Genomic DNA, 13,082 nt, shown 5'->3' with positions numbered 1-13,082 from the left:
TCGCTCAAGGCCTGCGGTCCACCCCAAATACACCAGGAGTTCTTTCATGACCCTACGCACTTTTCAAATCTACCGCTACGACCCCGACAAGGACGCCAAGCCTTACATGCAAACCATCCAGGTCGAACTGGACGGCAACGAACGCATGTTGCTCGACGCCCTGATGAAGCTCAAGGCTGTGGACCCCAGCATTTCCTTCCGCCGCTCTTGCCGCGAAGGCGTGTGTGGTTCAGACGCGATGAACATCAACGGCAAAAACGGCTTGGCGTGTCTGACCAACATGAACACCCTGCCCGGCACCATCGTGTTGAAGCCCCTGCCCGGCCTGCCCGTGATCCGCGATGTGATCGTGGACATGACCCAGTTCTTCAAGCAGTACCACTCGATCAAGCCCTACCTGATCAACAGCACCATCCCGCCTGAGACCGAGCGCCTGCAAAGCCCGGAAGAGCGGGACGAGCTGAACGGTTTGTACGAGTGCATCTTGTGCGCCAGCTGCTCGACCAGCTGCCCCAGCTTCTGGTGGAACCCCGACAAGTTCGTGGGCCCAGCCGGTTTGCTGCAAGCCTACCGTTTCATCGCCGACAGCCGCGACGAAGCCACCGCAGAGCGCCTGGACAACCTGGAAGACCCTTACCGTTTGTTCCGTTGCCACACCATCATGAACTGCGTCGATGTCTGCCCCAAGGGTCTGAACCCCACCAAGGCGATTGGCAAGATCAAAGAGATGATGGTTCGCCGCGCTGTCTGATGACCGTCACCCCGATCCTGGAAGACGCGTCACTGGTCGGCGCTGACCGCCTCGCCCCTTTGAGCGAGCGGTCACTGAGCAAACTGCGCTGGCGCAGCCGTCGCGGCTTGCTCGAGAACGATTTGTTCATCGAGCGCTTCTTCAACCGGCATGCAGCTTGCTTGACGGTTGGCCAGGCCCGGGGCATGTATGTGCTGATGGACCTGTCTGACAACGATCTCATGGACTTGCTGTTGCGCCGCAAGGAACTGCAGCCCGAGATCAGCACCGAAGAGGTGCGCGAAGTCCTGGACATGCTGAGAGCGTGAACCCCAATGGTTCACACCTGGAAATTTAGAGGAAACCCACCATGAAACTCGCCGATAACAAAGCCACCCTGTCGTTCACCAACGGCAGCCCCAGCATCGACATGCCCGTCTACTCGGGCAACATCGGACCGGATGTCATCGACATCCGCAAGCTGTACGCACAAAGCGGCATGTTCACCTACGACCCGGGTTTCCTGTCCACGGCCTCCTGCCAATCGGCCATCACCTACATCGACGGCGACAAGGGCGAGTTGCTGTACCGTGGCTACCCCATCGAACAACTGGCCAACAAAGCCGACTACCTGGACACCTGCTACCTGCTGCTCAACGGCGAGTTGCCCGTCGGCCAGCAAAGCAAGGACTTCCACAAGCTGGTGAACCAGCACACCATGGTCAACGAGCAGATGCAGTTCTTCCTGCGTGGTTTCCGCCGTGACGCGCACCCCATGGCGGTGTTGACCGGTCTGATTGGCGCTTTGTCGGCCTTCTACCACGACAGCACAGACATCAACAACCCGGATCACCGCCACATCGCGGCGATCCGTCTGATTGCCAAGATGCCGACGCTGGTGGCCATGGCCTACAAATACGGCGTGGGCCAGCCTTACATGTACCCTCGCAACGACCTGTCCTACGCGGGCAACTTCCTGCGCATGATGTTCGGCACCCCTTGCGAAGACTACGTGGTCAACCCCGTGCTCGAGCGCGCCATGGACCGCATCTTCACACTGCACGCTGACCACGAGCAAAACGCCTCGACCTCCACGGTGCGCCTGTGCGGTTCGTCCGGCACCAACCCGTTCGCCGCCATCGCAGCCGGTGTGGCTTGCCTGTGGGGTCCTGCCCACGGCGGTGCCAACGAAGCCTGCCTGAACATGCTGGAAGACATCCAGAAAATGGGCGGCGTGTCCAAAGTCGGCGAATTCATGAACCAGGTGAAAGACAAGAACTCCGGCGTCAAGCTGATGGGCTTCGGTCACCGCGTTTACAAAAACTACGACCCCCGCGCCAAGCTCATGCAGGAAACCTGCAACGAAGTGCTGGCCGAACTGGGCCTGGAAAACGACCCCCTGTTCAAGCTGGCCAAAGAGCTGGAAAAGATTGCCCTGGAAGACGAATACTTTGTCAGCCGCAAGCTCTACCCCAACGTGGACTTCTACTCCGGCATCGTGCAGCGCGCCATCGGCATCCCTGTGAACCTGTTCACCGGCGTGTTCGCCTTGGCCCGTACCGTCGGCTGGATCGCCCAATTGAACGAAATGATCAGCGACCCCGAGTACAAAATCGGCCGCCCACGTCAGCTGTTCACCGGCTCCCCACGCCGCGACGTGCAGCGTTGATCGGTTTTCAACCGAACCCGAAAGCCCGCCTTGTGCGGGCTTTTTTCATCGCTGCTGCGCCCGCAGGTCGGCACCTTCAGGTCCAACGTTGTGAGCTTCGGCGTGGGCAGCCTCTCGGGGCTGGAGCCACCGACCGACAAAATCACCACAACTTGAGGGGACGGGTCCGGGGCCTGGCTGGCCGATTTGCTGGCGCGAAGCGACTGATGCGGCCTGGCAGGCCCCGGATTCGTCCCCTCAAGTCCACGCGAGGGGGGCACTTCATCTGTCCATTGACACAAACCTTGGCTAGCCATCAGCCAACGCGACTGACACAGCATGCGAACCGCATAAAATGGCAGGTTGCACAGCAAGGAAGCTCCATGGCACGCACGCTCTACGACAAGATCTGGGACGAACACGTCGTCCACACCGAAGAAGACGGCACCTCCGTCCTCTACATCGACCGCCATCTGGTGCACGAAGTCACCAGCCCCCAGGCCTTTGAGGGCCTGCGCCAAGCTGGACGCAAAGTCTGGCGCGTCAGCTCCATCGTGGCCACCGCCGACCACAACACCCCCACCACCGGCTGGGAAATGGGCTACGACGGCATCACCGACCCGATCAGCAAAGAACAAATCACCACGCTTGACGCGAACATGAAGGAATACGGCTCTGCAGCCTTCTTCCCCTTTCTGTCCAAGCGCCAAGGCATCGTGCACGTCATCGGCCCTGAAAACGGTGCCACCCTGCCCGGCATGACCGTGGTCTGCGGTGACTCGCACACCTCCACCCACGGCGCGTTTGGCGCATTGGCCCACGGCATCGGCACCTCCGAAGTCGAGCACGTCATGGCCACGCAAACTTTGTTGGCCAAAAAAGCCAAGAACATGCTCATCAAGGTCGAAGGCACGCTGGCCAAAGGCCTCACCGGCAAAGACATCGTGCTGGCCATCATCGGCAAGATCGGTACCGCAGGCGGCACCGGTTACACCATTGAATTCGCAGGCTCGGCCATCCGGGCACTCAGCATGGAAGGCCGCATGACGGTCTGCAACATGGCCATCGAAGGCGGCGCCCGCGCGGGCCTGGTGGCGGTGGACGAGAAGACCATCGAGTACGTCAAAGGCCGTTTGCTCTCGCCCACGGGCGTCGAGTGGGACCACGCCGTGGCGTACTGGAAGACCCTGCAGTCCGACCCCGGTGCGCACTTTGACGCGGTGGTCGAGCTGGACGCCAGCGCCATCGTGCCGCAAGTCACCTGGGGCACCTCGCCCGAGATGGTGCTGGGCATCGACGGCCACACGCCCGACCCGGACAAGGAAAAAGACGACGTCAAGCGCGACGCCATCGAACGCGCCCTGACTTACATGGGTCTGCAGCCCGGCAAGGCCTTGGCCGACATCACCATCGACAAAGTCTTCATCGGCTCGTGCACCAACAGCCGCATCGAAGACATGCGCGAAGCCGCTGCGGTGGTCAAAAAGCTCGGCCAGAAAGTCGCCAAGAACGTCAAGCTGGCCATGGTGGTGCCTGGTTCGGGCTTGGTCAAGGAACAAGCCGAGCGCGAAGGTCTGCACGAAATCTTCAAGGCCGCAGGCTTTGAATGGCGCGAGCCCGGCTGCTCCATGTGCTTGGCGATGAATGCCGACCGCCTGGAGCCCGGCGAGCGCTGCGCATCCACCAGCAACCGCAACTTCGAAGGTCGTCAGGGCGCAGGTGGCCGCACCCACCTGGTCAGCCCCGCCATGGCCGCCGCCGCGGCTGTGCACGGCCACTTTGTCGACATCCGCAAATTCGCCTGAACCCAAGGAGCCTGGTCATGAAAACACTGATTCGCCTGACCCTGATCGCCAGCCTGCTGAGCCTGGCCGCGTGCAACACCGTGCGCGGCATTGGCCAGGACATCGAAAAACTGGGCTCCACCATCGAAGGCGCTGCCAAGAAATAAAGCCATGCAAAAATTCACTTTACTCAAAGGCCTGGTGGCCCCGATGGACCGCGCCAACGTGGACACCGACGCCATCATCCCCAAACAATTCCTCAAGTCGATCCGCAAGACCGGCTTTGGCCCCAACCTGTTCGACGAATGGCGCTACCTGGACGTGGGCTACCCCGGCCAGGACCCGGCCAGCCGCAAGCCCAACCCGGACTTCGTGCTGAACCAGCCGCGCTATCAGGGTGCCAGCATCTTGCTGGCCCGCAAGAACTTCGGCTGCGGTTCATCGCGTGAACACGCCCCCTGGGCCATTGACCAATACGGCTTCCGCGCGGTCATTGCGCCCAGCTTTGCCGACATTTTCTTCAACAACTGCTTCAAAAACGGTCTGCTGCCCATCGTGCTGCCCGAAGCCGTGGTCGCCCAACTGTTCGACGAAGTGGCGGCCTTCCCCGGCTACGAACTCACGGTCGATCTGGAGCGCCAAGTGGTGGTGCGCCCGCAAGGCGAAGAAATTCCGTTCGAGGTGCAGGCCTTCCGCAAATATTGCTTGCTCAACGGCTTGGACGACATCGGCCTGACTTTGCGCCACGCCGACAAGATCAAGGCCTATGAAGCCGAGCGCCTGGCCACCAAGCCTTGGTTGGCCCACACCGCCGTCAACGCCTAAAAGAACACGAGAAACCCCATGAAAATCGCAGTCCTCCCCGGTGATGGCATCGGCACTGAAATCGTCGCCGAAGCCGTCAAAGTCCTGAACACGCTCGACTTGAAGTTCGAGATGGAAACCGCCCTGGTCGGTGGCGCCGCCTACGACGCGCATGGCCACCCCCTGCCAGAAGCCACACTCAAACTGGCGATGGACTCCGACGCCGTGCTGTTTGGCGCGGTGGGCGACTGGAAATACGACAAGCTCGACCGCCCTCTGCGCCCTGAGCAAGCCATTTTGGGCCTGCGCAAAAACATGGGTCTGTTCGCCAACTTCCGCCCTGCCATTTGCTACGAGCAGTTGGTCGGTGCGTCCAGCCTCAAGCCCGAACTGATCGCGGGTCTGGACATCCTGATCATCCGCGAGCTGACCGGCGATATTTACTTCGGTCAGCCACGCGGCCGACGCATCGCCACCGATGGCCATTTCCCCGGAGCGGAAGAAGCCTTTGACACCATGCGCTACTCCAAGCCCGAGATCGAGCGCATCGCACACGTCGCCTTCCAGGCCGCCCGCAAGCGCAAAGCCGCTGGCAAAGAAGGCCGAGTGACCAGCGTAGACAAAGCCAACGTGCTCGAGACCTTCCAGTTCTGGAAAGACGTGGTCACCGAAGTCGGCAAAGAGTACCCCGACATCGCCCTGGACCACATGTATGTCGACAACGCGGCCATGCAATTGGTGAAAGAGCCCAAGCGTTTTGACGTGGTGGTGACCGGCAACATGTTTGGCGACATCCTGAGCGACGAAGCCTCCATGCTGACGGGCTCGATCGGCATGCTGCCTTCGGCCAGCCTGAACACTAAAAATCAGGGCTTGTACGAACCCAGCCACGGCAGCGCACCGGACATCGCGGGCAAAGGCATCGCCAACCCGCTGGCCACCATCCTGAGCGCGGCCATGATGCTGCGCTTCAGCTTGAACCAGGACGCAGCGGCTCAACGCATCGAAGCGGCCGTGCAAAAAGTGCTGGCCCAAGGCCTGCGCACCGGCGATATTTACAGCGCAGGCACCACCAAGGTCAGCACCCGCGAAATGGGCGATGCGGTGGTCAAGGCGCTGGGCTGAGCCCTAACGGATGCTGTCAGGTAGCACTCAGGCAGCATCCGTTACAATTTCGGCCATGTTCCACGCCTGCTTGTTCAACCTGAACTTTGCTTTTGCCACCACGGCATGGGCTGGCGCGCGTGCAACTTCCACAAAAACCACGACCATTAAGGGCTGATCCAGCCTGGTTCGTCGTGCGCCCTCCCGGCCAGACGAGCCGGGCAAACAGTCAGGTCAACCACTGTTTTAAAAACTGAAAGGGCGTTGAAATGAGCAAGTTAGTAGGTTTGGTCGGCTGGCGCGGCATGGTCGGCTCGGTTCTGATGGACCGCATGATTCAGGAAAAAGACTTTGACCTGATCGAGCCATTGTTCTTCTCCACATCGAACGCGGGCGGCAAAGCCCCCTCGATGGCCAAGAACGAAACCACACTGCAAGACGCTTTCAACATCGAGCAGCTCAAGCGCTGCGAGATCATCATCACCGCCCAAGGCGGCGACTACACCTCGGAAGTCTTCCCCAAGCTGCGCGCTGCCGGCTGGAACGGCCACTGGATCGACGCAGCTTCAACCCTGCGCATGGAAAAAGACGCGGTCATCATTCTGGACCCGGTCAACATGCCGGTGATCAAGAATGCCCTGTCCAATGGCGGCAACAACTGGGTAGGCGGCAACTGCACCGTCTCGTGCATGCTGATGGGCGTGGGCGCGCTCTACAAGGCCGGTCTGGTCGAGTGGATGAGCACACAGACTTACCAAGCGGCTTCGGGCGGCGGCGCACAACACATGCGCGAGCTGCTGACCCAATACGGCACGCTGAACGCCGAAGTCAAAGCCCTGCTGGACGACCCCAAGAGCGCCATCCTGGAAATCGACCGCATGGTGGTCGCCAAGCAGCGCGCACTGACCGCGGCTGAGACCGCCAACTTTGGCGTCCCCTTGGGTGGCTCCTTGATCCCCTGGATCGACAAGGACCTGGGCAACGGCGTGTCCAAAGAGGAATGGAAAGGCATGGCCGAAACCAACAAGATTTTGGGCATGGGCGAGGGTTTTGGCTCTTCCGCTATTCCTGTGGACGGTTTTTGCGTGCGCGTGGGTGCCATGCGCTGCCACAGCCAGGCCCTGACCTTCAAGCTCAAAAAAGACGTGCCCGTGGCCGACATCGAGGCCATGATCGCCGCCGACAATGAGTGGGTCAAAGTGATTCCTAACACCCGCGAAGCGACCGTGAAAGACTTGACACCGGTAGCTGTGACCGGCACCATGACCATCCCCGTGGGACGAGTACGAAAGTTAGCCATGGGACCGGAGTATATTGGCGCCTTCACCATTGGCGACCAGTTGCTCTGGGGAGCAGCCGAGCCGCTGCGCCGCATGCTGCGCATCTTGCTGGACGCCTGATTGCTCAACGCCTCAAAAAACAAGCTACAGGGAAAATAAACATGGGTCATTTCAACCACAAGCCAACCAAGAATTACCCACTGAACTTCTTCGGTGCTTTGGTGGTCTCGGCGTTGACCTTGCCCGTGTCGGCTTTGGAATTGGGGCGTCTTCAAATTCAATCGGCCATTGGCGAGCCCTTGCGTGCAGAAGTTGAGATTGCACAAGCTTCTTCAGAGGAGCTTCGCAGTTTGCGTGCGCAACTGGGCTCACCCAACAGCTTTCGTCAAGCCGGACTGGAATACAACCCCAGCCTGTCTGGTGTCACCGCCAGTTTGCATGGTCGAAATGATGGCAGTTTTTACGTCGCCTTGCGCGGCCAAAACGCGATCCAAGATACCTTCATTGATGTGATTTTGGAAATGCAGTGGGCTACGGGCAGGTTGGTGAAAAACTACGCCTTGCTGCTCAATGCGGTAGACAACAAAGCCACAACACCCCCCCCCGTGGTGACGCCTCCGGTCATCGCCGCCTTGGCAACGCCCCAAGCAGCTGCACCCAAAGCGCCGCAAGCCCCCGCCAGCAGCCTTTTGGAGACCTCCAAAAGTGCACTCAACCCCACCAGCATCGAACTGAACGACAAAAACGTTCCTGTTTACCGGTTTGCATCGCCCGATGCGCCGCCTGCAGCCGTCAAGGCAGCACAACCACCTGCCGTGGCCGAGCGCCAGCCGGTTACGGCCAAAACATCGAAATCGGCCAGACCACCCCGCCCTTCAGGCGACGAATCAAGTGGAACGATCACCGTCAAGCGCGGAGATACGGCCTCACGGTTGGCTTTGCAGCATCTGAGCGGCGATGTATCAGTCGATCAAATGCTTTTGGCCATGCTCAAGGCCAATCCCGATGCCTTCATTGAGGGCAACGTGAACCTGATCAAGGCTGGGGCCGTATTGCGCATGCCCTCGACCGAAGATGCCGGGAAAATTCCACGCTCTGAAGCGCGGCAAACAGTCCTCTCGCAGACGCATGACTTTGCGGCCTACGCCAGACGTCTGGCCGAATCCACGCTGGCGGTAGGTGCCAAGAACACCCGCGAAATTTCTGGTCAAGCGGTCACCGAGGTCCCCAACAGCGACAGCAAAACACCACCTCAAGACAAATTGACGCTGTCGAAGCCACAAGCCAAAGACGGCGCTGCCGAAGCCCAATTGGCCAAAGCGCAAGAGCACAAAGACACCTCGGAACAACTCGCTGCGTTGAACAAAAACCTGGCCGAACTCGAATCTTTGGCCAAAGGTGAAAAAGGCACCATGGCAGTCAGCACAGCGACGCCGATGCCCGAGCCGGCGGTCACACCACCGTCGCCTGCAACGCAAGACACGATCATGGACCGGCTCAGCCAAGACAAACAAATTTGGGCTTGGGCTGCAGGATTGCTGGCGGCCATGCTCTTGCTGGTGGTCTGGATCCGTAAAACATCTCAGCCCGTCGAAGAGGTGTATGCGCCGTCCTACAACGATCACTTGACCGATGGCCTGGAGCCCTCTTCAGAAAAGTCTTCGGCTGCATCAGAAATTCCACCGCAAATGGCCTCGATCGACCTGAACCTGACACCGCAAGATCCGGTCATGAAGAGCGCGCCCGCCATGCCCATGGGGACGGCCACAAATGCAACCCTGCATGAAATGCCCAAACCGACGCCATCTGAAGAAACGCAACTGAACAAGCTGGAACTGGCAAGCCAGTTGATGGCGGCCGGGGATCATGATCTGGCACGCGCCCTGGTGCTGTCTGTCGCCTCCTCTGCAGACGGCAACATCAAAGCCCGTGCCGTGCAATTGCTCGGTCAAATACGGTGAGGCTGGCCCTGGGCGTCTGCTATTCGGGCACGGCTTACCAGGGCTGGCAAAGCCAAAGCTCGGGCTTGACGATTCAGGACAAACTCGAAAAAGCCCTGGCGCAGTTTGGTGACGTGCCCCGTGTCAGCACCTTGTGCGCAGGCCGCACCGATGCAGGCGTGCATGGCCTGATGCAGGTGGTGCACTTTGACACCCACTTGGAGCGCGATACCCATTCCTGGGTGCGTGGAACCAACCGGTATCTGCCCTCAGACATCGCGGTGCAATGGGCGCAGGTCGTGCCCGAGACTTTCCATTGCCGTGCCAGTGCCACGGGCAGGCGATACATCTATGTGGTGCTCGACTCTTTGGTGCGCCCCAGCCTGGAAGCCGGTCGCGTGGGCTGGGTCTACCGCCCACTGGCGCAGACGCCCATGCGCGAAGCCAGCCAGCATCTGTTGGGCGAGCACGATTTTTCATCGTTTCGGGCCAGCAGCTGCCAGGCGCTGTCGCCCGTCAAAACACTGCGGCACATCCGCATCACCCGGCACGGCGCTTACTGGCGGTTTGAGTTTGAAGGCAACGCCTTTTTGCACCACATGATCCGCAACATCATGGGCTGCCTGGTCACCATTGGCCAGGGCAACCAGTCGCCGGACTGGATGCGCGAGGTGCTGCATGCCAAAAGCCGCGATGCAGCCGCCCCCACGTTTTCGCCCGACGGCTTGTACTTCGCCGGGCCCATCTACAGCCCTGAATGGGGCCTGCCAGACACCACCCCAGCCTTTGATTGGTTGCCATGAGCCTCAGCAACACATCCACCCACACGCCGCCCCGCCCCGCCCCGCAACAACGCACGCGCATCAAAATGTGCGGCTTCACCCGTGAAGCCGATGTGCTGGCAGCCTGCGCCGCCGGGGCTGACGCCATTGGTTTTGTGCTCTACCCTCCCAGCCCACGCAGCGTGAGCATCGCCCGCGCGGCCGGGCTGGCCCGCCTGCTGCCCGCTTTTGTGACGCCCGTGCTGCTCTTCGTCAACGAGACAGCCGAGCGCATCCAGGCCGCTTGTGCGGCAGTGCCAGGCGCCTTGCTGCAGTTTCACGGCGACGAATCGGCCGATTTTTGTGCAGCCATGACCCAACTCACGGGTCGCCCGCACCTCAAAGCCGCCCGAATCCCCCTGTCCGAGGTCCATGACTTCGACTTGCTAGAATTTGCGACCCAACACCACAAAGCCCAAGCCCTCTTGCTCGACGCCCATGTCGACGGATACGGTGGCGGCGGAAAAACATTCCATTGGTCACTCCTGCCACCAAACGTCAATGCTCACCTCGTTTTGTCTGGTGGACTCACACCTGCAAACGTGGGCGATGGCATTCGGGCGCTGCGCTCGTGCGGCCTGTCACTGGCCATTGACGTCAGCTCCGGCATCGAAGAAGGCAAAGGCCTGAAAGATGCCCAAAAAATCCAGCAATTTGCAGCGGCCGTGCGTGCCGCCGATGCTGACCCCCTTTGAATTTTTCCCCGGATTGAATTCCGACAGGACACGCCATGTACGACTACCAACAACCCGACGTCAAGGGCCACTTTGGCATTTACGGCGGCAGCTTCGTCAGCGAAACGCTGACGCATGCCATCAACGAACTCAAAGACGCCTACGCCAAATACCAGAACGACCCTGAATTCATCGCCGAATTCAAGTCCGAGCTGGCGCACTTTGTGGGGCGTCCTTCGCCTATTTACCACGCGGCCCGCATGAGCCGTGAAATGGGCGGTGCGCAGATCTTCCTCAAGCGAGAAGACCTGAACCACACCGGTGCCCACAAGATCAACAACACCATCGGACAGGCCATGCTGGCCAAGCGCATGGGCAAACCACGCATCATCGCCGAGACTGGCGCTGGCCAGCACGGCGTGGCCACGGCCACCATCTGCGCCCGCTACGGTCTGGAGTGCGTGGTCTACATGGGCAGCGAAGACGTCAAACGCCAAAGCCCCAACGTCTACCGCATGAAACTGCTGGGCGCGACCGTGGTGCCGGTGGAGTCGGGCAGCAAGACCCTGAAAGACGCGCTCAACGAAGCCATGCGCGACTGGGTGGCCAATGTGGACAACACCTTCTACATCATCGGCACCGTGGCGGGCCCCCACCCCTACCCCATGATGGTGCGCGACTTCCAAAGCGTGATAGGCGAAGAGTGCCTCACGCAAATGCCCGAGATGTTCAAGAGCCTGAAGATGGCCGAGGAACAGCCTGATGCGGTGATCGCCTGTGTGGGTGGCGGCAGCAACGCCATGGGCATCTTCTATCCCTACATCGCCCACGAAAACACCCGCCTGATCGGCGTGGAAGCCGCAGGCGAAGGCATGGATTCGGGCAAGCACTCGTGCTCACTGCAACTGGGCAGCCCCGGCGTGCTGCACGGCAACCGCACTTACATCCTGCAAGACGACAACGGCCAGATCACCGAAACCCACAGCGTGAGCGCCGGTCTGGACTACCCCGGCGTCGGCCCCGAGCATGCCTTCTTGAAGGACATCGGCCGTGCTGAATACGTGGGCATCACCGACAAAGAAGCGCTCGAAGCCTTCCACTACCTGTGCCGCACCGAAGGCATCATTCCCGCCCTCGAATCGAGCCACGCCGTGGCCTACGCCATGAAGCTGGCCAAAACCATGCGCCCGGACCAGTCCATCCTGGTCAACCTGTCGGGCCGAGGCGACAAGGACATCGGCACCGTGGCCGATTTGTCAAACGCCGATTTCTATTGCCGCCCCAGCTGCCAGGGCCAGTCGGTCAAGGGTATCTTCGTTCAGCGTTCAGCGTAAAGCGTCATGCGCCTTGCCAAGCATCAGCCAACGCCAAACACTCAACGCTTAACGCCAAACCCATCATGAGCCGCATTGACCCCACCCTCTCCGCCCTGAAAGCACAGGGCCGCAAAGCCCTGATCCCGTATGTGACGGCAGGCTTCCCCCAGGCCACAACCACCGTGCCCCTGATGCACGCCATGGCCGCTGCCGGGGCCGACATCATTGAGCTGGGGGTGCCGTTTTCCGACCCATCGGCCGACGGCCCGGTGATCCAGAAAGCGGGCGACAAAGCGCTCGCTTTAGGCATTGGCACCGTGCAGGTGCTGGCCATGGTGCGCGAATTCCGCCAGACCAACACCACGACCCCGGTGGTGCTGATGGGTTACGCCAACCCGGTGGAGCGCTACGACCAAAAACACGGCAGCGACAGCTTCATCCGCGACGCCTCGGCTGCGGGCGTGGACGGCGTGCTGATCGTGGACTATCCGCCCGAAGAGTGCGTGGAATTTGCCGCCAAGCTGCGTGCCCACAGCATGGACCTGATCTTTTTGCTGGCCCCCACCTCCACCGACGAGCGCATGCAGCAAGTGGCCCAAGTGGCCAGCGGCTATGTGTATTACGTGTCACTCAAGGGCGTCACAGGCTCAGGCACCCTCGACACCGATGCCGTGGAAGCCATGCTGCCGCGCATTCGCCAGCACGTCAGCGTGCCGGTCGGTGTGGGCTTTGGCATCCGCGACGCAGCGACCGCCAAAGCCATCAGCCGCGTGGCCGATGCGGTGGTGATCGGCTCACGCTTGATCCAGCTGATCGACGCCGCCCCGGCGGGCAGCATCGACACCGTGGCAGGTGATTTCCTGCGCGGCATCCGCCAGGCACTCGACGCCTGAACGGCCCAGGCCCACCCGCCCGAGGCAGGCTAGCCCGCCACTTTCTGCGCTGAAACGGTCCATCTGCCGTTTCAACGATAATCCGCCG

The 13,082-nt window shown here is 60.7% G+C and carries 13 protein-coding genes; all 13 read left to right on the top strand.

Features of this window, described 5'->3' with window-relative positions; all coding sequences use genetic code 11:
- Window positions 1-46: 46 nt before the first annotated feature.
- The 13 genes from B9Z47_RS15365 to trpA all read left to right on the top strand — a co-directional run bounded on the left by B9Z47_RS15365 (window position 47) and on the right by trpA (window position 12,994).
- Window positions 47-751: a succinate dehydrogenase iron-sulfur subunit gene (locus B9Z47_RS15365; protein ID WP_019427020.1), complete on the top strand. Its 705-nt coding sequence runs from the start codon at window positions 47-49 to the stop codon at window positions 749-751.
- Window positions 751-1,059, top strand: a complete 309-nt coding sequence (locus tag B9Z47_RS15360) for a succinate dehydrogenase assembly factor 2 (RefSeq protein ID WP_108332108.1) — start codon at window positions 751-753, stop codon at window positions 1,057-1,059. The genes B9Z47_RS15365 and B9Z47_RS15360 overlap by 1 nt, the downstream gene beginning before the upstream one ends.
- Before the next feature lie 41 nt (window positions 1,060-1,100).
- Window positions 1,101-2,399, top strand: a complete 1,299-nt coding sequence (gltA, locus tag B9Z47_RS15355) for a citrate synthase (RefSeq protein ID WP_108332107.1) — start codon at window positions 1,101-1,103, stop codon at window positions 2,397-2,399.
- Between the two features lie 362 nt (window positions 2,400-2,761).
- Complete coding sequence (gene leuC, locus B9Z47_RS15350; protein WP_108332106.1) at window positions 2,762-4,183, top strand: 3-isopropylmalate dehydratase large subunit; 1,422 nt, start codon at window positions 2,762-2,764, stop codon at window positions 4,181-4,183.
- Between the two features lie 17 nt (window positions 4,184-4,200).
- Window positions 4,201-4,329 carry an entericidin A/B family lipoprotein gene (locus B9Z47_RS15345; RefSeq protein ID WP_108332105.1) on the top strand — a complete coding sequence of 43 codons (129 nt, stop codon included), beginning with the start codon at window positions 4,201-4,203 and terminating at the stop codon, window positions 4,327-4,329.
- A 4-nt stretch (window positions 4,330-4,333) separates the two neighbouring features.
- Window positions 4,334-4,987 (top strand): 3-isopropylmalate dehydratase small subunit, encoded by a 654-nt coding sequence (gene leuD, locus B9Z47_RS15340; RefSeq protein ID WP_108332104.1) that lies wholly within the window; start codon window positions 4,334-4,336, stop codon window positions 4,985-4,987.
- Between the two features lie 18 nt (window positions 4,988-5,005).
- On the top strand, window positions 5,006-6,091 hold the full coding sequence (gene leuB, locus B9Z47_RS15335) for a 3-isopropylmalate dehydrogenase (protein ID WP_108332103.1): 1,086 nt from the start codon (window positions 5,006-5,008) through the stop codon (window positions 6,089-6,091).
- A 248-nt stretch (window positions 6,092-6,339) separates the two neighbouring features.
- The gene (gene asd / locus B9Z47_RS15330; RefSeq protein ID WP_108332102.1) at window positions 6,340-7,470 is read left to right on the top strand and encodes an aspartate-semialdehyde dehydrogenase; all 1,131 of its coding nucleotides are present in this window, start codon (window positions 6,340-6,342) and stop codon (window positions 7,468-7,470) included.
- Window positions 7,471-7,511: 41 nt separating this feature from the next.
- Window positions 7,512-9,311, top strand: coding sequence for a FimV/HubP family polar landmark protein (locus B9Z47_RS15325; RefSeq protein ID WP_108332101.1), 1,800 nt, complete (start codon window positions 7,512-7,514; stop codon window positions 9,309-9,311).
- Window positions 9,308-10,093 (top strand): tRNA pseudouridine(38-40) synthase TruA, encoded by a 786-nt coding sequence (gene truA, locus B9Z47_RS15320; RefSeq protein WP_108332100.1) that lies wholly within the window; start codon window positions 9,308-9,310, stop codon window positions 10,091-10,093. Before B9Z47_RS15325 ends, truA begins: the two co-directional genes overlap by 4 nt.
- Window positions 10,090-10,806 carry a phosphoribosylanthranilate isomerase gene (locus B9Z47_RS15315; RefSeq protein ID WP_108332099.1) on the top strand — a complete coding sequence of 239 codons (717 nt, stop codon included), beginning with the start codon at window positions 10,090-10,092 and terminating at the stop codon, window positions 10,804-10,806. The genes truA and B9Z47_RS15315 overlap by 4 nt, the downstream gene beginning before the upstream one ends.
- Before the next feature lie 35 nt (window positions 10,807-10,841).
- Window positions 10,842-12,119 (top strand): tryptophan synthase subunit beta, encoded by a 1,278-nt coding sequence (gene trpB / locus B9Z47_RS15310; RefSeq protein WP_108332098.1) that lies wholly within the window; start codon window positions 10,842-10,844, stop codon window positions 12,117-12,119.
- Window positions 12,120-12,184: 65 nt separating this feature from the next.
- The gene (trpA, locus tag B9Z47_RS15305; RefSeq protein WP_108332097.1) at window positions 12,185-12,994 is read left to right on the top strand and encodes a tryptophan synthase subunit alpha; all 810 of its coding nucleotides are present in this window, start codon (window positions 12,185-12,187) and stop codon (window positions 12,992-12,994) included.
- Window positions 12,995-13,082 lie beyond the last annotated feature (88 nt).

The organism is Limnohabitans sp. 2KL-1 (assembly GCF_003063435.1).
Lineage (GTDB): Bacteria > Pseudomonadota > Gammaproteobacteria > Burkholderiales > Burkholderiaceae_C > Limnohabitans_A.
The sequence above is the reverse complement of the archived record's forward strand: the minus strand, read 5'-3'. Positions and strand labels throughout refer to the sequence as shown.